The sequence below is a fragment of the Micromonospora sp. NPDC049523 genome, assembly GCF_040676775.1.
In the GTDB taxonomy this organism is placed as follows: Bacteria; Actinomycetota; Actinomycetes; order Mycobacteriales; family Micromonosporaceae; genus Micromonospora_G.
Genome location: NZ_JBFAPP010000008.1, coordinates 246123 through 270071 on the forward strand (window position 1 = coordinate 246123; position 23949 = coordinate 270071).

20 protein-coding genes are annotated in these 23949 nt (G+C 71.8%); 8 read left to right on the forward strand and 12 right to left on the reverse strand.

The genetic code is table 11. From position 1 onward, the window contains the following. The first annotated feature begins 5 nt into the window (after positions 1-5). Complete coding sequence (gene rplI, locus AB0J90_RS15085; RefSeq protein ID WP_363596044.1) at positions 6-455, forward strand: 50S ribosomal protein L9; 450 nt, start codon at positions 6-8, stop codon at positions 453-455. A gap of 91 nt (positions 456-546) precedes the next feature. Here rplI and AB0J90_RS15090 read toward each other — a convergent pair whose 3' ends face one another. Then, complete coding sequence (locus AB0J90_RS15090; protein ID WP_363596046.1) at positions 547-2892, reverse strand: hypothetical protein; 2346 nt, start codon at positions 2890-2892, stop codon at positions 547-549. A gap of 413 nt (positions 2893-3305) precedes the next feature. Between AB0J90_RS15090 and dnaB the strand changes: the two genes are divergently transcribed. Next, positions 3306-4718, forward strand: a complete 1413-nt coding sequence (dnaB, locus tag AB0J90_RS15095) for a replicative DNA helicase (RefSeq protein ID WP_363596048.1) — start codon at positions 3306-3308, stop codon at positions 4716-4718. Between the two features lie 148 nt (positions 4719-4866). On the opposite strand, the gene AB0J90_RS15100 is transcribed toward dnaB, so the two are convergent. From AB0J90_RS15100 to AB0J90_RS15125, 6 genes are read right to left on the reverse strand one after another with little or no spacing between them, the layout of a single operon-like run. After that, a complete protein-coding gene (locus tag AB0J90_RS15100) occupies positions 4867-5295 on the reverse strand; it encodes a zf-TFIIB domain-containing protein (RefSeq protein WP_363596050.1) in 429 nt (142 codons plus the stop codon). A gap of 25 nt (positions 5296-5320) precedes the next feature. Further along, the gene (locus tag AB0J90_RS15105; RefSeq protein WP_363596052.1) at positions 5321-5947 is read right to left on the reverse strand and encodes a phosphoribosyltransferase family protein; all 627 of its coding nucleotides are present in this window, start codon (positions 5945-5947) and stop codon (positions 5321-5323) included. A 57-nt stretch (positions 5948-6004) separates the two neighbouring features. Continuing rightward, entirely contained in the window at positions 6005-6373 is a 369-nt protein-coding gene (crcB, locus tag AB0J90_RS15110; RefSeq protein WP_363596054.1) for a fluoride efflux transporter CrcB, read from the reverse strand. Then, positions 6370-6792, reverse strand: coding sequence for a fluoride efflux transporter CrcB (crcB, locus tag AB0J90_RS15115; RefSeq protein ID WP_363596056.1), 423 nt, complete (start codon positions 6790-6792; stop codon positions 6370-6372). The genes crcB (AB0J90_RS15110) and crcB (AB0J90_RS15115) overlap by 4 nt, the downstream gene beginning before the upstream one ends. Positions 6793-6817: 25 nt before the next feature. Beyond that, positions 6818-8188, reverse strand: coding sequence for a glycosyltransferase family 87 protein (locus AB0J90_RS15120; protein ID WP_363596058.1), 1371 nt, complete (start codon positions 8186-8188; stop codon positions 6818-6820). Continuing rightward, positions 8185-10710 (reverse strand): bifunctional diguanylate cyclase/phosphodiesterase, encoded by a 2526-nt coding sequence (locus AB0J90_RS15125; RefSeq protein WP_363596060.1) that lies wholly within the window; start codon positions 10708-10710, stop codon positions 8185-8187. The genes AB0J90_RS15120 and AB0J90_RS15125 overlap by 4 nt, the downstream gene beginning before the upstream one ends. A gap of 698 nt (positions 10711-11408) precedes the next feature. Between AB0J90_RS15125 and moaC the strand changes: the two genes are divergently transcribed. The 4 genes from moaC (at position 11409) to AB0J90_RS15145 (ending at position 14224) form a co-directional block, all read left to right on the forward strand. After that, the gene (gene moaC / locus AB0J90_RS15130) at positions 11409-11900 is read left to right on the forward strand and encodes a cyclic pyranopterin monophosphate synthase MoaC (RefSeq protein WP_363596062.1); all 492 of its coding nucleotides are present in this window, start codon (positions 11409-11411) and stop codon (positions 11898-11900) included. Next, positions 11897-12379, forward strand: coding sequence for a MogA/MoaB family molybdenum cofactor biosynthesis protein (locus tag AB0J90_RS15135; protein WP_363596064.1), 483 nt, complete (start codon positions 11897-11899; stop codon positions 12377-12379). Before moaC ends, AB0J90_RS15135 begins: the two co-directional genes overlap by 4 nt. Before the next feature lie 113 nt (positions 12380-12492). After that, positions 12493-13749: a molybdopterin molybdotransferase MoeA gene (locus AB0J90_RS15140; protein WP_363596066.1), complete on the forward strand. Its 1257-nt coding sequence runs from the start codon at positions 12493-12495 to the stop codon at positions 13747-13749. Between the two features lie 37 nt (positions 13750-13786). Then, on the forward strand, positions 13787-14224 hold the full coding sequence (locus AB0J90_RS15145) for a molybdenum cofactor biosynthesis protein MoaE (RefSeq protein WP_326561827.1): 438 nt from the start codon (positions 13787-13789) through the stop codon (positions 14222-14224). A gap of 25 nt (positions 14225-14249) precedes the next feature. Here AB0J90_RS15145 and AB0J90_RS15150 read toward each other — a convergent pair whose 3' ends face one another. Next, complete coding sequence (locus tag AB0J90_RS15150) at positions 14250-15701, reverse strand: glycosyltransferase 87 family protein (protein WP_363596068.1); 1452 nt, start codon at positions 15699-15701, stop codon at positions 14250-14252. Between the two features lie 240 nt (positions 15702-15941). Then, positions 15942-16487 (reverse strand): DoxX family protein, encoded by a 546-nt coding sequence (locus AB0J90_RS15155; protein WP_363596070.1) that lies wholly within the window; start codon positions 16485-16487, stop codon positions 15942-15944. A gap of 163 nt (positions 16488-16650) precedes the next feature. Between AB0J90_RS15155 and AB0J90_RS15160 the strand changes: the two genes are divergently transcribed. Beyond that, positions 16651-17190 carry an N-acetyltransferase gene (locus AB0J90_RS15160; protein ID WP_363596072.1) on the forward strand — a complete coding sequence of 180 codons (540 nt, stop codon included), beginning with the start codon at positions 16651-16653 and terminating at the stop codon, positions 17188-17190. Between the two features lie 23 nt (positions 17191-17213). On the opposite strand, the gene AB0J90_RS15165 is transcribed toward AB0J90_RS15160, so the two are convergent. After that, complete coding sequence (locus AB0J90_RS15165) at positions 17214-18464, reverse strand: ATP-binding protein (protein ID WP_363596074.1); 1251 nt, start codon at positions 18462-18464, stop codon at positions 17214-17216. Between the two features lie 157 nt (positions 18465-18621). Beyond that, the gene (locus tag AB0J90_RS15170; protein ID WP_363596076.1) at positions 18622-19620 is read right to left on the reverse strand and encodes a flagellar basal body protein FliL; all 999 of its coding nucleotides are present in this window, start codon (positions 19618-19620) and stop codon (positions 18622-18624) included. A gap of 234 nt (positions 19621-19854) precedes the next feature. On the opposite strand from AB0J90_RS15170, the gene AB0J90_RS15175 reads away from it, so the two are divergent. After that, positions 19855-20628, forward strand: a complete 774-nt coding sequence (locus AB0J90_RS15175) for an A24 family peptidase (RefSeq protein ID WP_363596078.1) — start codon at positions 19855-19857, stop codon at positions 20626-20628. A 59-nt stretch (positions 20629-20687) separates the two neighbouring features. Here AB0J90_RS15175 and AB0J90_RS15180 read toward each other — a convergent pair whose 3' ends face one another. Continuing rightward, positions 20688-23924, reverse strand: a complete 3237-nt coding sequence (locus AB0J90_RS15180) for a UvrD-helicase domain-containing protein (protein ID WP_363596080.1) — start codon at positions 23922-23924, stop codon at positions 20688-20690. Positions 23925-23949: the final 25 nt, after the last annotated feature.

Here is a 23949-nt window from a genome sequence, read left to right on the forward strand (position 1 = left end):
CCGATATGAAGGTCATCCTGACGCAGGAAGTGTCCGGTCTCGGTTCCCCGGGCGATGTCATCGAGGTGAAGGACGGCTACGGCCGTAACTACCTGCTGCCGCAGGGCTTCGCCATCGTGTGGACCAAGGGTGCGGAGAAGCAGGTCTCGGTCATCAAGCGGGCCCGCTCGGCCCGTGAGATCCGCGACCTCGGCCACGCCACCGAGGTTGCCGGCCAGCTCGAGGGCCTCAAGGTCAGCCTCAAGGCGCGTGCCGGCGAAGGCGGTCGCCTCTTCGGCTCGGTCACCCCGGCCGAGGTCGTCGACGCGGTCAAGGCCGCTGGCGGCCCGGTCCTCGACCGGCGCCGGCTGGAGCTGCCCGGCCACATCAAGTCGGTCGGTGCGTACCCGGTGCGGGTCAAGCTGCACCCGGAGGTCACCGCCAAGTTCGACCTGAACGTGGTGCAGAGCCGCTAGTTCGGAACTGACGAGTGAAGGCCGCACCCGAGGGTGCGGCCTTCACTCGTTGCATCACCGAAATCGGGACCCGGCACGCCGCGGCCCGGGGTCAGCCGAGTTGCTGACCGGTGACCACGCTGTACAGCACCGTGGAGAGCCCGCCGCCGACAACCGCCGAGGCGAGCCCGAGGCTCGCCGGTCGCCAGGCTCGGCTCACCCAACGCAGCAACAGCGCCACCACCAGACTGCCCATCAGGGCGGCACCGAAGCGCGGGGCAGCACCGAGGATCGAAGCCAGCGCCTGCGCTCGCTCCGAATCACACCCGCCGCCGGTCGGATCGGTCACGCAACCGGCCGGCACGCTGTTGTCCAGGGTCACCAGCCACACGAAGAACACCAGCACCGGTACGGCGTACCAGGCGGCGGTGTAGAGCACCGCGGCGAGATGGCTGCTGGAAGGTTCGGCGTCGAGGAGGTCCTCTTCGATCCTGCGTACGGGCCGATTGCTCCGGCCCGGAAGGCTGCCCAGCCCTGGTTGCGCAGTCTCGGCGCTGCGCGTACCCCGGGTGGTCTCGGTGCCCCGCCCACCTCGGCCGGTACGCCGCTCGACCGGCGCGGTGGGCGCGAGCCGGGCCCCTGTCGTCGGTGCCACCGGAGTGCTGAGCGGCCTGGTCCTCGGCGGACGCGGGTAGGCCACCGCGGGTGATCGCGGCGCGGAGGTGGGTGTCTCCATCCAGCGTGGGTCGTCGCCAGCGAGGCGGGTACCCGACCAGAAGGCGTCGCGATCGCGCCAGGCCGGTGTCCCACCGGAGTCCCGCCGGTCCGGCTCTTCCAGCGCGGCCAACTCGCTGCGGTCCCAGACGCCGGTGTCGGTGAACCGGTCCCACTGGCCGGTGTCCGTGGCCCGATCCCACCGGCCGGTGTCGCTGAACGAACTCCAGACCCCGGTGCCGTCCTCGGGATCCGGGTTGTCGATGTCGAACCGGTCCCAGGCGCCGGTGTCGTCGAACCGGTCCCATTGGCCGGTGTCGTCGGCCCGGTGCCGCGACTCGGCCCCTCGCCGTCGCTCACCGGTGTCGGTCACCCGGTTCCACTGGCCGGTTTCGGTGAACCTGTCGCGGCTACGTCGACCCGTCGAGGGCTCGTCCGTCACCGGCTCCGGCGGCTCGGACCGCGTCGGCCGTACCCGGTCGTCCGGCTCGGGCACCGCCCGCAGGTCCGCCCGCCCGGCTCGGTCTGCCCGCCTCGTCCGTTCCGTGCGGCCCGTCCGGTCCGTGGGGTCTGCTCGGCCCGCGCGGTCGGTGGGTTCCGTCCGCCCCGGCCGGTCGCTCCGGTCCGAGCGGCCAGCTCGGCCCGTGGACGCGGCCCGGCTCGCGCGGTCTGCAGCGGCCCGGTCTGCGCGGTCTGCAGCGGCCCGGTCTGCGCGGTCCGCTCGGCCCGTGGGTTCGGCTCGCCCCGACCGGTCGGCCCGGTCTGCGCGCCGCGTTTCCGCCGACGTGCCGCCACGGGTCGAGCGACTGGATCGGCTCGTCGGGTCGGTGCGATCCGTCGCGTCGAGCTGTGCGTCCAGGTCGTCCCGGTCCCAGACGCCGGTGTCGTCGAACCGCTCCCAGCGGGCGGCGTCCGCCGAACGCCCCGACCGGGACTCCCCGGTCGACCGATTCCGCCGCTGCTCTGCGCCGATCGTGGTGTCGCTGCCGGAACTCCACCGGCTCGTGCCGGCGGAGCCGTCCCGACCGGCTACGGGCGCCGCGTCGTCCGACCAGTCCCGGCTGCGGCGATCGGCGCGACGCCGGGTGCCGCCGGCCCGTGGACCACCGGTACGGGTGTCGTCCGTGCCCACCCCGGAGTCGCTCCAGGTGCTGGCGGTCGGCTGCGTACGCTCGGAGCGGCCGCGCCGCTGGCGGTCGTACCCGTCGCCGTCCCGACGGTCGGTGACGCTGTCGCCGGCCAGGTCGTCGGTGTTGTCCGCGTGTCGACCCGCGCGCCCCGCCGGCCGGTCGTCCGGCTCGGCCCTCCGTCGTCTGCCACCCGTGGGTTCGGTGCCCTGCCAACCGGTCGGAGCGGTCCAGTAGTCCGTCGCCGAACTGTCCGTGCCGGACCCGGTCGTACGCGCCGAGCCGGTGTCACGTGCGGTGCTGGCGGTGTCACGTGCGGTGCTGCGGTTGTCGTCCGCCCAGCGCCGACCCGGCTCCGGATCGTCCCGGTAGCGGGCGTCGTCATCGGTACGGCCGTAGTCGTCCTGCGCCCTGGTGGGGGACTCCAGCGCCCAGCTCGGGGTGTACCGCTCCGGGTCACTGCGGTGTGCGCCACGGCGGCGACCGGTGGGTTCGTAACCGTCACCGGTGTGCGAGTAGGGGTCACCGGGGCGTGGATCGCCATCATCGACCCAGGCGTCGGCTGGGCGCCGCACGGGGCGGGTGAGCTCACCGCGCCCCCAGTCCCGATAGTCCACGGTCGGAGCGTGACCTTTCTGAGATCGAATAGCAATCGACCGTCCAGACGGATCTGTCGATGTCGGCATAATCCTGCCAGCTCGGACGGATCTTCTGGGTTTTTCTTTCCTCCACACCGTGGGGACGGAGTACGCCCAAGTCACGGCTGGTACAGGTTACCTTCCCCAGCCGTTATGCACAGCCTGTGCACAGGGCCGCGCACACCCTGGTGCCCACTGTCCACAGGTTGTCCCGAGGCTCGTCCACCGCCACGTTTGGGGTCCTGACCTCGACTTTCGTATGGTTACCAAGCGGATCCCCGCCCCTGACGCGATGTCCTCCGGCCAGCCCGGCCGGTCGGAGAGCAAGCGAAAACTTGTCGTACCTCGGCGGTATCGCTCAGAGACAGCCGGTCCAGCGGAGGGGGGAGTCGGTGTCGGTCAGCGATGACATACGCGCGGAGGCCAGGTCGACGGGGCCGTCCGCCGGAGGGCCACCGGCCCAGCGCGACGGTCAGTTCGACAAGACCCCGCCGCAGGACATCGCGGCTGAGCAGTGCGTGCTCGGTGGGATGCTGCTGTCCAAGGACGCCATCGCCGACGTGGTGGAGATCCTCAAGACCAACGACTTCTACCGTCCCGTACACGGCACGATCTACGACATCATCCTCGACCTGTACGGGCGGGGAGAGCCGGCGGACTCGATCACCGTGGCAGCGGCGCTGGCCGACTCCGGTGACCTGGGCCGGATCGGTGGGGCGCCGTACCTGCACACGCTCATCGCCAGCGTGCCGACCGCCGCGAACGCCGGTTACTACGCCCGGATCGTCGGCGAGCGCGCGGTGCTGCGCCGGCTGGTCGAGGCGGGCACCAGGATCGTCCAGCTTGGATACGGCTCGGCGGCCGGTGGCGGGCGCGACGTCGACGACGTGGTCGACCTGGCCCAGCAGGCGGTGTACGACGTCACCGAGCGGCGGGTGAACGAGGACTTCGCGGTGCTCGCCGACATGCTGCAACCCACGCTCGACGAGATCGAGGCGGTCGGTGCGTCCGGCGGGATGATGACCGGTGTCCCCACCGGCTTCAGTGACCTGGACCGCCTGCTCAACGGCCTGCACCCCGGCCAGTTGATCATCGTCGCCGGTCGGCCTGGTCTGGGTAAGTCAACCGCATCCATGGATTTCGCCAGAAACGCTGCGATTCGGGCGAACCAGGCGGCGGCGATCTTCTCGCTCGAAATGAGCAAGGTCGAGATCGTCATGCGGTTGCTCTCGGCCGAGGCGCGCGTACCGCTGCACGTGCTGCGCAGTGGGCAGCTCTCTGACGACGACTGGACCAAGCTGGCCCGCTGCATGGGCGAGATCAGCGAGGCCCCGCTGTTCGTCGACGACACCCCGAACATGAACCTGATGGAGATCCGGGCCAAGGCGCGCCGGCTCAAGCAGCGGCACGACCTGAAGATGATCGTGGTCGACTATCTCCAGCTGATGAGTTCGCCGAAGAAGACGGAGAGCCGCCAGCAGGAGGTCGCGGAGCTTTCCCGAGGGCTGAAGCTGCTGGCCAAGGAGGTCGAGTGCCCGGTCATCGCGGTCAGCCAGCTGAACCGTGGACCGGAGCAACGTACGGACAAGCGACCCCAACTGTCTGACTTGCGTGAGTCTGGGTCAATTGAGCAGGATGCGGACGTGGTCATCCTGCTGCACCGCGACGACTACTACGACAAGGAGTCGCCGCGCGCAGGTGAGGCGGACTTCATAGTTGCGAAACACCGTAACGGGCCCACCGACACGGTGACGGTCGCGGCGCAGCTGCACCTGTCCCGCTTCGTCGACATGGCGATCGTCTGAACGGGACCCTCGCCGCGACGCAGGGCACGGTCCGGACGGTCCGAAGACCGCCCACGAACCCGACGAGGTGCCGCCCGGGACCGTCGGGATCGCTCCCCGGTCCCGGCCGACACCTCACTGGTTCAACCGGGCGAATCGTTACCGACGGTCAGTCGAAGAGCTCGTTCAGGAAGCTCTTGCGCTTCTTGTGCCGGTAGTGCCCGTGGTAGCCCTGGTGCTGCCCCTGGTGCTGTCCGTACACCGGCGCCGGCGGGTAGCCGTGGGTGACCGGCGGCGGCGGGGCGTGGCCGGGGGCGGGGTAACCGGGCTGGTGCTGTCCCGGTGCGGGCGGGGGCGGCGGGTAACCGGCGCCCGGCGGAGGCGGCGGCGGTGCGTAACCGCCGGCCGGCGCGGCGGAAGGCTGGCGCGGCGCGCCACCCTGCTGCTGCTGCCAGTTCGACTCGGCCTCGAAAAGCTTCTCCAGCTCGCCGCGGTCAAGGAAAATTCCACGGCATTCGCTGCATTGGTCTACGGTGACGCCGCTGCGCTCGTACTGGCGCATGTCGCCCTGGCACTTCGGACATGTCAGATGCATCACTCGAAGGTACCGGGTGAAGTCAGCATCACCCACTGAGCGTGGCCGTGACTTCCTCGTCGGGCACCTCGTGGAAGTCCTCGTAGAAGCGGCTGACCGCGCCGAAGTCCTCCGGCCGCTGCAGGCAGACCACCTCGTCGGCGACTTCGGCGAGGGCCGTGTACGCCTGCACCGAACCGACCGGCACCGCCACCACGACCCGCTGCGCGCCGAGCTGGCGGGCGACCGCCACCGAGGCCCGCGCGGTGGCGCCGGTGGCGAGTCCGTCGTCCACGATCACGGCGGTACGGCCGTCGAGCGACAGCGGTGGCCGGCCCGCCCGGTAGAGCTGTTCCCGGCGTTCCAGCTCCACCGTCTCCCGGTGCACGACCTCCGCTATCCGATCCGGGTCGAGCCGCTCGGCCAGCTCGGGATTGAGCACCCGGACGCCGCCCGGCCCGAGTGCCCCGAAGGCCACCTCGGGAGCCTGGGGCAGGCCGAGCTTGCGGACCACCAGCACGTCCAGTGGTGCGGCCAGCCGCTCGGCCACCGCGGCGGCGACCGGTACCCCGCCCCGGACCAGTCCGAGCACGGTGAGGTCGGTCCGCCCGGCAAGCCCGGCCAACCGGTCCGCGAGGGCCCGGCCCGCGTCGGCCCGGTCCCGGTAGATGGTCATGCCTCAGGTGTACGCCTCGTCGGCGCAACCCGCCCGACGGTCGCCGTAGAAACCCGCTCAGAGCGTCTGGCCGAGCCACCAGCCGAGCGCTGCCGCCCCGAGTCCGGCGACCAGGGTCGCGGTGACGTAGAGCAGCGCTCGCAGCCGCCCGTACGCCCGGTCGCCGGTCAGTCGTACGGTCTCGTAGCTGAACGTCGAGTACGTGGTCAGCGCGCCGCAGAACCCGGTGCCGACGAGTACGCCGACCCAGCCGGGCAGGGCACTGCCGAGCCCGGCGAGCAGCCCGAGCACGAGTGAGCCGGCCACGTTGACGGTCAGCGTGCCCCAGGGCAGGGTCTCGCCGAGCCGGCGGCTGGTCATCCGGTCGACCAGGAAACGGCAGGACGCCCCGACCGCCCCACCGGCCAGTACGAGCAGCAGGTTCATCGCGCCGGCCTGATCCGGCTGAGCAGTCGACCGCCGAGCCAGACAGCGGTGAGCGCGCCGGCCAGCGTGCCGAGCACGTACCCGCAGGCGAGCAGGGGTCGGTCGGCGGCGAGCAGTCCCCGGGTCTCGACCGCGTACGTGGAGAACGTGGTGTAGCCGCCGAGGACTCCGGTGCCGAGGAACGGGCGGACCAGCCGGTGCGGGGCGATCCGGCCGGTGACGTACGCCATCAGGATGCCGAGCAGGGCACATCCGGTGAGGTTGATGATCAGCGTGGTCCAGGGGAAGTGACCCGAGGGGGTCGGCCAGGCGGTGGCGACGCCGTACCGGGCGGCTGCGCCGAGTGCGCCGCCGGCCGCCACGACGGCGAGCACGTCCACGGGCAGCCGGTCGGTGCCGTCTGATCCGGTGCCGGTCATGGCGTACCGGGCCCGCTCGGTCGGGTCACCTTGTGCTGGCCGCCGCGGGCGGGGTCCGGTCGGCGGCGGCGGGACCGGAGCCGGGTCGGGCGAGCCACAGGGCGGGTGCCCAGGCCAGGAACGCGATCGGATAGAGCAGGTAGCCGAACCGGGTCGAGGGCATCAGCGCGATCGCGGCGAGCAGTCCGTACCCGCAGATCAGGGCGGCCGAGCCGGCCGTGCGCGGTGGACGGCGGACGAGTCGTACGGCGATCAGCAGCCCGACCCCGACGAGCAGCGCGGCGGCGATCACCCGGCCGGCGGGCAACGCGGCGGCGATCAGGTAACCGGGGAAGGGTGACTGGGCCGGGCTGCTCACCACGCCGTGGCCGAGGGGAAACCGGAGCACGTTCTCCACCAGCGCCGACGAGTCGACCAGTTGGACCGGGATCAGCGCGGCGACGGGCAGGCCGATCGCACCGGCGGCCAGCCGTGCGGCGGTCCGCCAGCCCCTGGTCGCGGCGTAGCCGATCAGCACCAGGGCGACCGGCCAGGCGAAGAGCTTCAGCGCGCCGGCGAGTCCGATCGCCACCCCGGCGGCACCGAACCGGTGGTTGGCGCCGAAGGCGAGGGCGAGCAGACACAGCGCCAGGACCGGCAGGTCGTCTCCGCCGGTGGCGAGGGTCAGTGCGCAGATGGGCAGCACGGTGGCGAGCTGCACGGCGCGTACCAGGGCCGAGTCGCGGGCCGGGGGTCCGTCGAGCCGTTCCGGGCCGGTGGCGGCCCGGGTGGGACCGTTTCCGGTACGCCGCAGCGTCGTCACCGCGACGACCAGTGCGATCGCGGTGACCAGGGCGAACCAGATCCGGGCGTCGGTCCACCAACCGTTGCCGGCGATCGCCCTGGGCAGCCCGAACAGCGCCATGCCCGGCTGGTACGGGGTGTAGCCGAGCAGTTGGTCGCCGGCCGGCAGTGCCCTGATCGCGTCCGGTCCCAGGTAGGGCGTGCCGTGGTCGAGCAGGCGGATGCCGGCGTGCTCGATCACGACGACCTCCTCCTGTGCCCGGTCGGTACGTCCACCGGCCCGCTCGACGCACTGCCACACCATCGGTAACAGCGCGGTGGTCACCCAGGTCACTGCGGTGAGTACGGCGCGGGCGGCGGTGCCGGCCAGCCGGGTCGCGCCCCGGCGGCGGGCGACGAGCTGGCCGGTGACGGCGAGCGCGGCCAGCAGGTAGCCGGCGGTTGCCACGGTCCCCCAGGCCCGGTGCGGCAGGAGGGTGGAGGTGGCGGCGGTGACGGCGGCGAAGACGGCCGAGGCGGCGTAGAGCCCCAGGTCCGCGGCGAGGCCGTCGGCGGCGCCGTCCAGTCGGCGCCAGAACCGGTGGACGCGGCCGCGCGGGTCCGGGGAGATCACGCGGGCAAGTGTGGCAGACGGTCTGTCTGTCGGGTGCCGGTGCGCCGTCCGGGTGACAGCCGGATCACCGCGCCCTCGTCGTGCAGCGGTGGCGCGAGTGCGCCAGGGCGGCCTTCGGCTCCGCGGTGCAGCGCGGCCAGCATCCGGGGGGCGGGCATCGGGCGGGCGAAGAGGTGGCCCTGTCCGGCGGTGCAGCCCAGTTCCCAGAGCGCCAGCCGCTGCGGTTCGCTCTCCACGCCCTCGGCGATGACCTGGAGGTCGAGGCTGCGGCCGAGGTCGACGGTGGATCGGATCACCGCGACCGCCTCGGCCGAGGTTTCCATCGCCATCACGAAGGTCCGGTCGATCTTCAATTCGTGTACGGGGATCCGGGACAGCACCGACAGCGAGGAGTAGCCGGTGCCGAAGTCGTCGAGGGCGAGCCGGACCCCGGCGTCGCGTAGTTGCCCGAGCACCCGGTCTACCACCTCGAGCTGGCTGAGGGTGAGGTTCTCGGTGAGTTCCAGGACCAGGCGCTCGGGTGGCAGGTCGTGGGCGTGCAGCCGGGCCAGCACGACCTCGGGGAAGCTGGCGTCGAGCAGGCTGCGCGGTGACACGTTCACCGCCACCGGCAGGTCGAACCCGGCCGCGTGCCAGTCACCGGCCGCGACGATCGACTGGTCGAGTACGGCGGCGGCGAACGCCGGCAGCAGGCCGGACCGTTCGACGGCGTCCAGGAACCGCAGCGGGTCGATGGTGCCGTGGGTCGGGTGCTGCCAGCGGGCCAGCGCTTCGGCGGCCACGACGACGCCGGTGCCGAGGTCGACGATCGGTTGGAATTCGACGGTGAACTCCCGCTCGGCCACCGCGCGGGACAGTTCACCGCTGAGGGTGAGCCGTCCGAGGTCGGCGGTGTCCCGGCTCGGTACGTAGCCGGCGAGCCGCTGGCCGCTCCGTTTGGCCTGGTACATCGCCACGTCGGCGCGGCGCAGCAGTTCGGACATGCCGCCGGTGTTGGGTGCGACCGCGATCCCGCCGCTGGCTTCGACGCTGATCCGCATCCCGTCCAGCTCGATCGGCTCGTGGAGCACGGCCAGCAGTTTCTCGGCCCGGTGGGTGGCGACCGCGGGCGCGGGCAGTCCGGTGATCAGGATGGCGAACTCGTCGCCGCCGAGCCGGGCGACCAGGTCCTCGGGGCCGGCGACGGCCCGCAGTCGGTCGGCCACCTCGATCAGCACCCGGTCACCGGACGGGTGGCCGAGGGTGTCGTTGACCTCCTTGAAGTGGTTCAGGTCGATCAGCAGCACCGCGGCGACCCCGTCGGCGTGCCGCAGGCTCAGTTGCTCGGTGCCCCGCTCCAGCAGGTAGCGCCGGTTGGCCAGGCCGGTGAGTACGTCGTGCGAAGCGGCGTGCGCGTGTTCGTCGGCGACCCGGGTCAGTTCCGCGTACGCGGTCGCGTTGCGGATCGCGGTGCAGAGCGCGGAGGCGAACGTACGCAGCGTGTACCACTCGCGTTCGGAGAGCTGGACCGGGCCGGCGAACCAGAGCCGGAGCACTCCGATTTCGATGCCGTCGTGGCCCTGCAGTGGGGTGGTGACGGTGGTGCCGCTCGTGGGTAGTGGCTCGCAGCCGTTGTCGTCGGAACTGATCTTGCCGCCGTCGCCCCGGACGGTCCGTCCGCCGTCGTGTCGTACGACCTCGACCCGGTCGGCGCCGAACAGTTCCGCCGCACTGTCGACGGCGGTGCGGAGCACCTGCCCGAGGTCCACGTCGTTGAGCGCGTCGGTGGCCCGCGCCAGCCGCTGCCAAGCGTGACGTTCGTCCCGGCTGCGCAGCCGGGACGAGTACGCCAGGTGCAGGCTGAGTACGAGCGGCGGGATGATCAGCAGCAGGCTCGTGTCGGCCTGCAGGATCAGCATGATGGCCAGGATCACCAGCAGGCGGGCGACGACGCTGGCCAACCGGAGGTCCCAGTGGCCGGAGAAGAGCCTGCGGAGGCTGACCCGGCTGGCGAGCGAGATCACGGGCAGGGTCAACGCCTCGTCGAGCACGACGACCACGAGGTAGGCGGCGACCAGCGGCACGATTCGCTCTGGCAGCGGCCGATCGGCCGACCAGGACCAGTCGAGGAGCAGCACGACCGCGCCGGCCGCCGTGGCGAGCAGCATGTCCTTCGCCACGCCGAAAGCGAGTTTCAACGGTGCCAGTCGCACGATTGCCCGCGCGATGCCGACGCCGAGTCCGGTGCAGAGGATGACCCAGGGGGCGGGTGCGAGCGCGAGGCCGGTGAGGATCGCGACCTCGGTCCAGGAGATGCCGTGTGGAGTCGACCGAATTCGTATCCGGACGCTCACCGTCGCGCCCACCACGACCAGGAAGGTCAGTTTGGCGGCGGTGCCGAGGTCATTGAAGGTCGGAAGGCCGTGGCCGAGTATCTCGCGGATGCTGATCGCTGCGGCTATACCCGCACAAATGACGACGAGACCGACAAGCAGCACTAGCCGCCGATCGGTCCCAGTGTCGTCCTGATCAGTCCGAGTCATACCAGTCCTTTGTCGCCACTCGGTGTTTCTCTCGTGACGGTATGTCTCGCCAGCCTACGACTCGTAGTTGTTGTCGGATACCTCTGCTCAGAGCCAGTCGGTGGTGCGCATCTCCGCACGTCCTCTCTCGTCGTACCGATGAAGCGGGAGGGGGTCCGGCGCTTCGATCGCTCTTGTTCGACGTGAGAATCGTATGAGACGACGCGTCAGTAATATACCGTTAGGTGTCGATATGCGCAGTATCCGCTAATCCTCACCTAGTTTGCTACTTTGCGTCCCGATATGGAAACTGAATGCTTATGCGTCCGCCTGATCGGCGTCATATTTCCTATTTGTGGATTGGGGCCCGAGAATCGTGACTCCGTACACCCGTTGACACTCGGCGCTGGTGTAGCCCACTGACCGCATTCGCCTGCCACCACGCTGTGGCTGGGTAGATCAGGCCTGGTCCGACCGGCACCGATCCGTCCCCAGGTCGACCGCCGTACCGCTCCGGACATCCCGCGCGGGTGCCATCGGCGGATGTTCTCTCGATTCCACGGACTAGTCAATTCCAGCCCGGGACGACCACGAACGGCGCGATCGGGAACGCGCGTAGTAGCGGTCGATCAGCTTCGATCGCCGTACCCGATCACCGCGGTCCGGGTGCGCGGCGCGGTCCTCGCGATTGGACGGCGACGGTCGATAGGCTCGCGTACGTGACCACCTCGGAACATCTCACCCACGTCGACCGGGCCGGTGCGGCCCGGATGGTCGACGTGTCCGGCAAACCGGTGACCGGTCGCCGGGCCATTGCCGCCGGCCGGCTCCAGACCACCGACGAGGTCGTCCGGTTGCTGCGCCAGGACGGACTGCCGAAGGGTGACGCCCTGGCGGTGGGACGGCTGGCCGGCATCATGGGCGCCAAGCGGACCCCCGACCTGATCCCGCTCTGTCACCCGATCGCGCTGCACGGGGTGATCGTCGACCTGACACCCGACGGCTCGACCGTCGAGATCACCGCGACCGTACGGACCGCCGACCGGACCGGCGTGGAGATGGAGGCGCTGACCGCGGTCGCCACCGCCGGACTAGCCCTGATCGACATGGTCAAGGCCGTCGACCCCGCCGCCTCCCTCGAACACGTACGGGTGCTGCGCAAAGAGGGCGGCAAGACCGGGGACTGGGACCGACCGGCGGACCGCCCGTGATCCGCGCACGGGTCGTGGTCGCCTCCAACCGGGCCGCCGCCGGGGTGTACGCCGACACCAGTGGCCCCCGACTCGTCACCGGCCTGCGTGAACTCGGCTGTCAGGTGGACGAACCGGTGGTCGTGCCCGACGGTGAACCGGTCGGTGCCGCACTGCGCCAGGCCCTCGCCGACGGGGTCGACGTCGTCCTCACCAGCGGAGGCACCGGGGTCACACCGACCGACCGGACACCCGAGGTCACCCGGGCGGTGCTCGACTACGAGATCCCCGGCATCGCCGAGGCGATCCGGGCGCACAGCCGGGCCGCCGTGCCAACCGCCGCCCTCTCCCGGGGGCTCGCCGGGGTGGCCGGCCGGATGCTGGTGGTCAACCTGCCCGGATCCACCGGCGGCGCCAAGGACGGGCTCGCCGTACTCGGGCCGATCCTCGCGCACACCGTGGACCAGTTGCGCGGCGGCGACCACCCGCAGCCGGCCTGAATCCGCAGGCACCTCCCGGACCGGCCCCGGAGTCCCGACCCGGACCAAGCCGACCGCGTACGGCGATAGGCTCGATCGGTGAGTGCGAGATTCCGCCGGTCGAGGCCGGCCCGATGAGCGTCGAACCCGCTGTCGCCACCGATCGGGGCGCCGAGCGCCCACCGGTCGGCTGGGCCGAGGCCCGCGCCCGGGTCTACGCGGCCGGCCGGGCGGACGCCGTGGCGTCCGTCGAAGTCCCGCTCGTCGAGGCGGACGGGCTGACCCTGGCCGAACCCCTCACCACACTGACCGACCTGCCGGCGTTCCCGACCTCCAGCGTGGATGGCTGGGCGGTCCGGGGCAACGGGCCGTGGCGGGTCGTCGGGCGGGTACTGGCCGGCGGAACCCCGCCGCCGCTGACCGAGGACGGCACCACCATGGAGATCGCGACTGGGGCCATGTTGCCGGCCGGGGCGAGCGAGGTGCTGCGGATCGAGGAGTCCACCCGGACCGCCGACGGCCGGGTCGCGGGCACACCGCGTACCGCCCGGGAGTGGCGGGTTCCGGGCGAGGAGGCGTACGCCGGGGAGGAACTGCTGCCCGCCGGCAGCCCGGTCGGACCGGGCGTGGTCGGGCTGGCCGCCTCCTGCGGCTACGACCGGCTGCGGGTGCACCCGGCACCCCGAGCCGCCGTGCTGGTCTTCGGCGACGAGTTGCTCACCGACGGCCCGCCCCAGGCCGGTCGCGTACGCGACAGCCTCGGTCCGGCCGTACCGGCCTGGTTGCGGCGCTACGGTGCCACTGTCGCGCCCGCGGCCGTGATCGGACCGGTCGCCGACACCCTGCCGGCGCACGTGGCCGCGCTGCGGCAGGCGCTGGCCGGCGTCGACCTGATCTGCACCACCGGCGGGACCATGCACGGGCCGGTCGACCACCTGCACCCCGCACTGGCCGAACTCGGCGCCGAATACGTGGTCAACACCGTGGCGGTCCGTCCCGGATTCCCGATGCTGCTGGCCCGGATCACCGGCCCGGACGGGCGCAACCGGTACGTCGCCGGACTCCCCGGCAATCCGCAGTCCGCCATCGTCGCCCTGGTATCGCTGGTCGCCCCCCTGCTGGCCGGCCTGCAGGGGCGCCCGGCGCCGCTGCTGCCGTACGTCACGCTGGCCGAACCGGTCGCCGGTCGCGGGGACTACACCCACCTGGCCCTGGTCCGGGTCGACCCGGTGCTCGGTACCGCCACCCCGGTCCGGCACGTCGGATCGGCGATGCTGCGGGGATTGGCGCAGGCCGACGGCTTCGCGGTGATCGAGCCGGGCAGCAACGGCGAGGCGGGTACCCGGGTTCCGGTTGTACCGTTGCCGTTGCTTGCCGGAGTGAGATCATGACTACCGGCCCGCTGGCCGGGAACGGGAGGTGGGTTGCGTGAGCGCGCCGACTGCCGAGGGCGTCACCGAGGTGGCGGTCACCACCGAACCACTCGACCTGGCCGCGCACGAGGCCGCGGTCGCCGACCGCCGGGCCGGTGCGGTGGTCTCCTTCCAGGGCGTGGTCCGCGACCACGATCACGGTCGTGCGGTCACCCGCCTGGAGTACGAGGGCCACCCGAGCGCGATCGACGTGCTGCGGGCGGTTGCCGCCGAGATAGCCGCCGACCCCGACGTACACGCGGTTGCCGTGTCCCACCGGGTCGGTCCGCTGGAGATCGGCGACGTGGCGCTGGTCGCCGCGGTGAGCACCGCGCACCGGGCGGCTGCGTTCGCCGCCTGCGCCCGGCTGGTCGACGAGGTCAAGGCGCAGTTGCCGGTCTGGAAGCGGCAGGTGTTCGCCGACGGTACCGAGGAGTGGGTCAACTGCCCCTGAGCGGGGCAGCTTCTCGCTGCGACGGTCAGTGCTGGCCGTGGTGCAGCGGGACGGATCCCGCCCGGCGCCGTTCGGAGTAGAACGCCGGTTCGGCGCCGGGGCGCCAGGGCAGCGTCGCCACCAGCACGATCAGCGCCAGCGCGAGCGAGTTCTCCATCAGCGCACCGAAGAGCCCGTCCTGGTAGTGCGACACCTCGGGCAGCTTGTGCTCGTACGGCCAGATCGGTGAGATCAGGAACAGCAGGTAGAGGCCGACGGCGGCGACCGCGTGCCGGAGCCCGGTCAGGGTCGGGAACCAGATCGGTGAGCGGAGGCCGGCGACGCCGATCAGGTTTGTCTGTGACGGCGGCGGGCCGATCCGGTGCAGCAGGCCGCGGCTGGCGCGGCGGCGGCGCAGGGCGGTGTCCGCGAGCACGATGACCGCCGGGACCACCCAGACGAGGTGGTGCGACCAGGAGACCGGGCTGATCACGTTGGCGGTCAGCCCGACCAGGGTGAACGCGGTCAACTCGTCACCGTCGGCGTGCGCGTTGCCCGCCCGGGAGAGTCCGATCGCGAGGATGACCAGGGCGAACGAGAGCCAGAGCAGGCCCGGCGTCTCGATCGAGTCGTAGAGGCGGGCGAGCACGCCGGCCAGCGACTGGTTCGGCGTCATGTCCGCCGCACCGACCCGCTCGGTCTGCCAGATCACGCTGGTGAAGTAGCTCATCGACTCGCGACCGGCGATCGCGAAGGTCGCCAGCGTTACGCCGATGGTGGTGCCGATCGCGGTCATCGCGGCACGCCACTGCCGGGTCAGCAGGAAGTACAGGATGAACAGCGCCGGGGTGAGCTTGACCGAGGTGGCCAGTCCGATGCCGACACCGGCCCAGGCACCGCTGAAGAAGAACCGGCGCAGCGGCCGGTCCGTCCAGCCGGTACGGATCCCACGCCGGGCCCGCCAGCGCAGGGCCACCAGGTCGGCCATGATGAGCCCGAACAGCAGCAGGTTGACCTGGCCGTAGCCGAGGGTCTCGCGTACCGGTTCGATCGCCACCGCGAGTGGTACGGCGATGCCGACGACGAACCAGAGCGACCAGCCGAGCCGTTCGACGGTCGGCCGCAACAGTGCGGTGAGGACGACGGTGAGCGCGGCGAGGCTGGCGAACACGTTGAGCCAGCCCGCGGCGCCGACCGGGAACCAGGCCATCGGCAGCATGATCAGGGCCGCGAACGGTGGGTAGGTGAAGCCGAGCGTGGTCATCGGCGCGATGAAGCTGTAGAGGTCGTTGCCGCTGGCCCACCAGACGATCGCACCGTGGTAGATCTTCATGTCGAAGAAGTTGTACGGGCGTCCGAATGCGTCGATGGACAGCCAGGCTGCGTACCAGGTCGCGGCGATGATGCCGAGCCGGGCGACGGTTCGACGATCGATCCCACGTGTGACACGGCGGACTGGGGCTAGTCGGTCCAGCCGTCTCCCGACGGTCGCCGGCATGGTGTGGCCACCCCCGTACAAGTTGTCGAACTTCCGAAATCGCGCCCAGGTCCTGTTGGGAGCCTAGAGCGGAGCACCATCCGATTGCCTACTGCGTTATGCGACCGTGTCCGATCCCACACTAGTTCGCGACATTTCCACCACGTTAACGCGGGGCGACTGTTTAAGGTGATTCGCCGTTTCCGCCGTACCGGAGGGGACACGCCCCGATATCGACCCAGCTCAAACGGTTGTCGCAGCTCACCCCGGAAGCCGGCGCGCGGCCCGCGCGGACCGCGCCGCGATCCGCGTACCGCGCCGGGCGTGTCGCACGGTACGGCTCACCGACCGCCGGCTGTCGACGATCGCGTGTCCGGCGCGCCAACGCAAACCGGGCCGGCCCTCGTTGTCGACCGCGGCGAGCAGCAGACCGCCGAACAGGCCCAGGTTCTTCAGCAGCTCGGTGCGCTGGCGACGGCGCTGCGTGGGATCGTCCTCCCGCCAGTACGAGTGCCCGGCCAGCGTGGTCGGTACGAGGGTGCCGGCCAGCACGGCCGCTGCCGTACGGGGGAAGTAGCCGGTGGCGAGCATCAGCCCGCCGACGAGTTGGACCGTCCCGTTGACCCGGACCAGCGTCTCCGGGTCGGTCGGCAACCGGGGGCTGGTACGGGCCATCAGCGGGGCAACCCGGTCCGTCACGCGCTGCGCCCGAGCCATGAACGGCTTGGGGGTGGCGACCGCCTGTGCGCCGCTGACCACGAAGATGCCGCTCAGCAGGGTCCGGGCGACGGTGCGTACGGGTCTCATGAGACCAGTCTTACCCGCTCGGCGCCCCCTTTACCCCCGCAACTGCCGGACTGGCCGTACGCCGCCCGCGACTGCCCGTCAGGGCTGTGACCAGCCTTGATCAGGTATTTGGTCGGCGAATCGTAATGCAGACGGGGGCTACGTACCGGTAGCGTCGCCAGGCGTGACGACTGTACGGCTGCGACCCGAGGGGCCCGCCGACGAACCGGCGATCCGCCGGGTGGTGGCCGCCGCCTTCGCCGCCCCGGACCGCCCGGTGCCGGCCGAGGTGCGACTGGTCGAGGCACTCCGGGACAGTGACGCGTGGCTGCCGGAGCTGTCCATGGTGGCCGAGGTCGATGGTGACGTGGTGGGGTACGCCCTGCTCACCCGGGTGGTGGTGCAGCCCGGCGCGGTGCCCGCGCTGGCGCTGGGGCCGGTGGCGGTGCTGCCGAAGCGGCGCGGGGTGGGTTACGGCACGGACGTGGTGCAGGCCGCGCTCGCCGCTGCCACCGAGCTCGGTGAGCGGCTGGTGGTGGTGCTCGGCGACCCGGCGTACTACCGCCGGTTCGGCTTCGTGCCGGCTTCCAGGTACGAGCTGACGAGCCCCTGGTCCGGGCTGGGTGCGCCCTGGCAGGCGCTGCTGCTGCCGCCGTCGGTCAGCGGTGACGGCGCGGTGCTCAGCGGCGAGGTCAACTACCCCCTGCCCTGGTCCCGGGTCTGATCGATGGTTGTGCGCAGCCGTGCTCAGGCCGGTTGCGTACGCAGGTAGCGGCCGAAGTGCGGCACGGTGAACGCCACCGTGCCCCGCTCGCCCGAGTAGATGAGCCCCTTCTTGATCAGCGCGTCCCGGGCCGGGGAGAGGCTCGCCGGTTTGCGGCCGAGCGCTCGGGCGATCTCGGCGGTTGGCACGGCCGCGTCCATGTCGTCCCGCTCGACTCCGGTTTCCTCCCCGGCGACCAGGGACAACGTGGCCATCGCCCGCATGTACTCGCGTTCGGCCGGAGTCGCCCGCTCGAACCGGGAGCCGAAGAAGCCGACCGCCAGTTCCGCCTCCGCCTCCGGCGCGGCGACCCGTACGTCGGCGGCGGTGACCGGCGAGCGGGGCGCGTGGTCCCAGGTCGCCTTCCCGTACGCCTGGACGAAGTAGGGGTAGCCGCCGGACTTCTCGTAGAGCAGGTCGAGCGCCTTCTGTTCGTACTCGACGTCCTCCCGTTCGGCCGGGGCGCAGAGGGCCTGGTCGGCGGCGATCCGGTCGAGCCGGTCGATGCGCTGGTAGCGGAAGAGCCGCTCCGAGTAGGACTTGGCCGCCGACAGCACGGCGGGCAGGTGCGGCAGTCCGGCGCCGACCACGATCAGCGGCGCGCCGATTTGCGACAGCTCGTGGCAGGCGGCGCAGAGCGCGGAGACGTCCTCGGGGTTCACGTCCTGCATCTCGTCGATGAAGACGGCGATGCCGGTGCCGACGTCGGTGGCGACGCTGGCCGCGTCGGTGAGCAGTTCGACCAGGTCGATCTCGATGTCGCCGGAGTCGGCCCGACCGCTGGCGGCGGGCACGTCGATGCCGGGCTGCCAGCGGTCGCGCAGCTTGGTGGCGGCGGCTCCGCGACCGCTGCCGGCGGCCGGTCCGCCGCGCAGGGCAAACGCTTTGAGTACGCCGAGGAAGCCGTCGATCCGGTCCGGTGCGCGATGGTGCGGGGCGAGTTCGCGTACGGCCATGTGCAGCGCGGCGGCGACCGGTCGGCGCAGTGACTGGTCCGGCCTGGCCTCGATCTTGCCGGTGCCCCAGAGCCGGCCGATGGCCTGTGAGCGCAGGGTGTTGAGCAGTACGGTCTTGCCGACGCCGCGCAGGCCGGTGAGCATCAGACTGCGTTCCGGTCGTCCTCGGGCGACTCGTTCGAGCACGATGTCGAAGACGTCGAGTTCCCGCCCCCGGCCGGCGAGTTCGGGCGGGCGCTGGCCGGCGCCGGGAGCGTACGGGTTGCGGACCGGATCCACGCATTGCACCGTATCGGCACGTCTAGCCGCTGGGCTAGAAACAGGTAGATCGCGCTACGGCGTGTCGTCTCGTGAATAAACTAGGACTGTCTAGCAATTCCGCTAGACAGTCCTAGTTTCCACAATCGGCGTACCTCGTGCGTGGCCCCCGGCCGGGTCAGCGCGACTTGAGACAGAGCACGAAGTCGAGCACGTCGAGTTCGCTGTTGAAGAAGTACCACTCGGTGTAGCCCTCGACCGGCGCGCACTTCGTCTTCGCGTCGTTCTCACCGTCGGTGGCCCCGTCGAAACGCCGCAGCACCTCGTACGTCTTCGGCGCGCACTGGGTGATGGCCAGCTTCGGCTTGCCGCTCGCGTCGCCCTCGTTCTTCACGCACTGGCCCTCCTTGACCAGCCGCGCGTCGGTCGACGACTCCGGTGCCGGGGCACCCTGCGCCGGGTCGGCACTCGGGTCGGCCGGCGCCTGGGCGCTCGGGTCCGCGGCCGGTGTGGTCGCACCCGCGGTCGGCACCGTGTCCGACCCGCCGTCGTCACGGCCGAGCCACCAGAACGCCGCCCCGCCGACGCCGAGGACCAGCACCACCAGGGTGACCAGCACCGCGGTCATCCCCCGGTTGCCCCGCTTCGGCGGCACCGGGCTGGCGGTGGTCCACTCCGGGTCCGGTCCCGGCGCGGGATAACCCGGCGGGTAACCCTGGTCGCGGTAACCCTGGTCGCGGTAGCCCTGGTAGCCGCTGGGCGAGCCGGGGCCGCCCGGCGGGGCCGACGTCGGACCGCCACCCCACTGCTCCTGGCCACCGCCCCACGGATCGGCCGGCTGGGCGTACGGGTCGTGCGGTTGCGCGTACGGGTCGCGCGGCTGCCGGTACGGCTCCTGCGGCTGACGGTACGGCTCCTGCGGGTACCCAGGACCCGGCTGCTGTCCGCCGGGCTGCCGGTACGGCTCGGCCGGCGGCCGGCGGTACGGGTCGTCCTGCTGCTGCCCCGGCCACGGCCCCTGCTGCCCCGGATACGGCCTCTGCTGGTCGGGGTACGGCTGTCCCGGCCCCTGCTGGCCTCGCGGCCCCTGCTGCTGGCCGGGCCATGGCTCCGGCTCCTGGCCGGGGTACGGCGGCTGGCCCGGGTACGGCCCGCCGGGCGGTCCGTAGTTAGACATGGACTGTCCTCCTGGCACGAGAGAAAGAGGCTGGCCACCCGCGGGCGACGGCGATGCTCAGGTCACCGTATCGTGACGCCCCGACCGGCTCACCTCCCCCAACCGCGCCAACTCGCCGAGTCGGTCGGCTTTGCCGGATCCGTACCCTCCGGAAGCGCTCCGACGGCGGGGGAGTGTCACCCAGTCGACTCGGGGGTCGCCCACCGTGGCGGTCCGGCGTTAACATCCGAGCGCATGTTCGCCGCGCTCGCCGCCATCGCACTCGGGGCGGTGGTCGGGGCGAGCACACCGTGGCTGGTCCACCGGCTCGCCGTCGAGTCGGGATCGCCGCCGCGGTCGGCCTGCGCGGTCTGCACCCGCCCGTTCCCGCGCGGCCTGCCCGGCTGGATACGCCCCGACGCGCGCTGCCCGGGCTGCGGCGCGCGTCTGGGTTCCCGTACCGGATATCTCGCCGCTCTTGATGCGGCCGTCTTCGGTCCGCTCACCGCCGCCCTCGGCGCGGCCGTGTTCGGCCTGCTCACCGCCGCTCTCGGCACGGACACCGGGATCGACCCGGCGCTGCCGGCGGTGCTCGCGGTGGCCGCGGTCGGCCTGCCGCTGGCCTTCGTCGACCTGACCTGCCTGCGGCTGCCCGACCCGCTGGTGGCGCTCGCCGCCGTGGCCGCCCTGCTCGGGCTCACCGGCGCCGCGCTGGTCCTCGGCACCCCGGACCCACTGGTACGCGCCCTGCTCGCCGCGCTCGCCAGCGGCGTGGCCTACGTGCTGCTCGCGCTCCTACCCGGTGCCAGGCTCGGCTTCGGCGACGTGAAACTGGCCGCCGTACTCGGCCTGCCGCTGGGCTGGTACGGCTGGCCGACACTGCTGCTCGGGCTGGTCCTACCGCACCTGATCAACGGCACCGTGGCGCTCGCCCTGCTGCTGACCCGGCGCGCCAGCCGGGGCACGCCGCTCCCCTTCGGCCCCGCCCTGCTCACCGGCGCCCTGCTCGCCATCCTCTTCGAGGGCTGACGACGGGCCTCCTCGAACGCTGACGACGGACCTCCTCGAAGCTCACGGCCGGGGGCCGCTCAGAGGAGGCGGAGTTGGCGGTCCTTGGGGCGGCGCGGCTCGGTGTCGCCGAACCGCTCGAACAGACCCGGGTCGATCGTGTCCAGGAACGGGGTCGGCACGCAGTCCCGCTCCTGACCGTGCCGTACGCGGCGGGCCACGTGGCTGACGTAGAGCCGGTCCTGGGCGCGGGTGAGCCCGACGAAGAACAGACGGCGCTCCTCGGCCACGTCGTCGTCGGTCGGCGGACGACCGGGGAAGCGCAGCGGCAGCAGCCCGTCCTCGCAGCCGACCAGGAACACCACCGGGAACTCCAGCCCCTTGGCGGCGTGCAGGGTCAGCAGGGTGACCGCCTCGGCGCGCGGGTCCAGCGCGTCGACCTCGGCACCGGTGGCGAGCTGCGACAGGAACAGCGGCAGGTCGTCGCCGCAGCGCTGGGCCAACGGGGTGAGCAGGTCGACCGCGTTGCGGATCTCCTCCGGGCCGACGCCGCCGGGCGCGTCCAGGGTGGGCATCGCGAACCGCTCGGCGAGCACCTGCCCGGCGAGCCGTACCCGGGCCGCCAGCGAGCCGCCGAGTCCGTCGGCGTGCCGCAGCTCGCGGGCGATCACCGCCACGCCGGGGCGGTCACGCAGCCGGTTGTGCGAGCGCTTCTGCACCGGCACCCCGGCCCGGACCAGCGCGTCCACGATCGAGGCGGCCTGGGCGTCGGTGCGGTAGAGGACCGCGATGTCGGAGAAGGAGACGGTCGAGTTGCGACCGTCGATCCGGCCCGAGTCCAACGACCGGTGCGACAGCCCACCGACCAGGTCGTCGACGGTGCGTACGACGAAGTTCGCCTCGTCCGCGACCGAGGCGGCCGGGTAGCGGCCGACCAGCGGTGCCTCCGGATCCAGCCGGGCCGGATCCAGCCGACGGCCCCGGACCAGCGACGTCGGTGCGATGGCCTGGACCGCGGCGGCCAGGATCGGTGCCGACGAGCGGTAGTTGCGGGTGAGCCGGACCAGCCGGGCGTCGACGAAGTCCTCCGAGAACCGCAGGAAGTACGCCACGTCCGCACCGCGGAACGAGTAGATCGCCTGGTCCGGGTCGCCGATCGCGCAGAGGTTGCCGTCCGGCGGTGCGAGCAGCCGCAGCAGCTCGTACTGGACCTCGTCGACGTCCTGGTACTCGTCGACGAAGATCCAGCGCCAGCGGTCGCGGTACTGCCGGACCAGCTCCGGATCGTCGCGCAGCAGCCGTACCGGCAGGGTCACCAACTCGTCCAGGTCGACCAGGTCCTGGCCGCGCAGCAGCTTGACGTACGTCGCCTCGTCCTCGCCGGCCTCGGCGCGCGCGGCGGTCCGCTCGGTGTCGTCGGCGATCCGGAAGTTCTCCGGCAGGCCGGCGGCGGCCGGATGCTCGCGCAGGATCGACAGGCCGAGCGAGTGGAAGGTGCCGACGGTGATGTCCTCGGCCACCGGGCCGAGCAGGCCGTCGAGCCGGGCCTGTAACTCCTCCGCGGACCGCCGGGTGAACGTGATCGCCAGGCAGTGCTCCGGGAAGACGTTCAGCTCCGCGCAGAGGTACGCGATCCGGTGGGTCAGCGTACGGGTCTTCCCGGTGCCGGGACCGGCGACGATGAGCAGTGGCCCGCCGGGCGCTGAGGCGGCCACCCGCTGCATCGCGTCGAGCCGGTCGAGCAGGCCGGTGCCGACCTCCTCCATCCCGGCGAGCATCGGTTCGAACGGTTCGTGCGGTGAGGGCGGCGGGGCGATCGGCGGTGCCGGGGCGGGCACGGGCCGGGCCGGTCGGCGCTTCGGTTCGGCGGCGGCCTTCGCGGCGGGCTTGGCCCGAGGCTTCGCCGCCGCCTCCGCCGCCGGCCGAGGTCGGGGCACCGAAACGGGTACGTCGAAGAGCGCCTCCGGCTCGCCGGCCGCACCCGCTCCGCGCAGTTCCCCTGGTTCGAAGAGGCTGATCACGCCGTACTCGCCGTCGTAGCCGGGGATCCGGCGTACCTCGCCGCGGCGGAGCCGGCCGATCGCCTCGGCGATCCGTTCCCCACCGGCCTGCCGCAGGTCGTCCAGGGGCACGGCGGTGAGGATGTCGAGTTCGGCGCCGAGCGCGGCGACCAGGTTGTTGAGCTGCCCCTCGACCGTCTTCGACTTCGGACCGACCCCGTTGATCTCGCCCAGGATCTCGGCGAGTTGGACCAGGTGGCTCACCCGAGGCGCGCGCGCCGGTACGTGTCCCTCCGGCCGGTCGGCGAGGTCCTCGACCCGGCTCAGCACCCCGACGGTGAGCGGCTTGCCGCACTCCGGGCAGAGGCCGCCGGCCTGCCGGGTCCGCTCCGGTGCCCAGTTGACACCGCAGAGCCGGTGACCGTCCGCGTGGTACTTCCCCTCCTCGGGGAAGAACTCGATGGTCCCCGCCAGCCCGTCGCCGGTACGCATCGCCGACCGGATCGCGTAGTAGTCCACGTCGGTGGCGAAGACGGTGGCCTCACGGGCAAGGGCTGCCGGCGAGTGCGCGTCCGAGTTCGAGACCAGGCGGTAGCGGTCGAGGCTGGAAACCCGCCAGTTCATCGCCGGGTCGGAGGAGAGGCCGGTCTCCACCGCGAAGATGTGTTCGGCCAGGTCGGCGTAGCAGTCGGCGATCGCGTCGAAGCCGGACTTGGAGCCGAGCGCGGAGAACCACGGCGTCCAGATGTGTGCCGGGACCAGGTAACCGTCGGGGCTCGCTTCGAGCACGATCTCCAGCAGGTCGCGGGAGTCGAGCCCGAGGATCGGCCGCCCGTCGGAACCGATGTTCCCGATCCGCCCCAGTACGGTGTTGAACCGCGCGACCGCGTCCAGGTCGGGCAGGTAGATCAGGTGGTGCACCTTGCGGGTCCGGTCGTCCCGCTTGTAGATGGTGGAGATCTCGACGCTGAGCTGGTAACGGACCGGGTTGGCCTCGGCCACGCTGGACAGCCGGGGCGGCAGGCGGCGGGCGATGTCGCGTTCCGCGTCCGGGCTGAGCCGGTAGAGGCCCGGTTCGGCCGGGCGCAGCGTCTCGCGCAGGTGGTCGTACCAGGCGGGGTGGGTGAAGTCGCCGGTGCCGAGCACGCTGATGCCCTTGCGCTTGGCCCACCAGCCGAGGTTCGGCAGCGTCAGGTCCCGGCTACAGGCGCGCGAGTATTTCGAGTGGATGTGCAGGTCCGCGACGAAGGAGCCGGCGGTCGAGGCGGGGCCGCCGGAAGGTGCAGCGCTGAACGGAAGCACGCCGCATACTGTCATGGGCTGGTCCGCCCGCGCGTGGCGC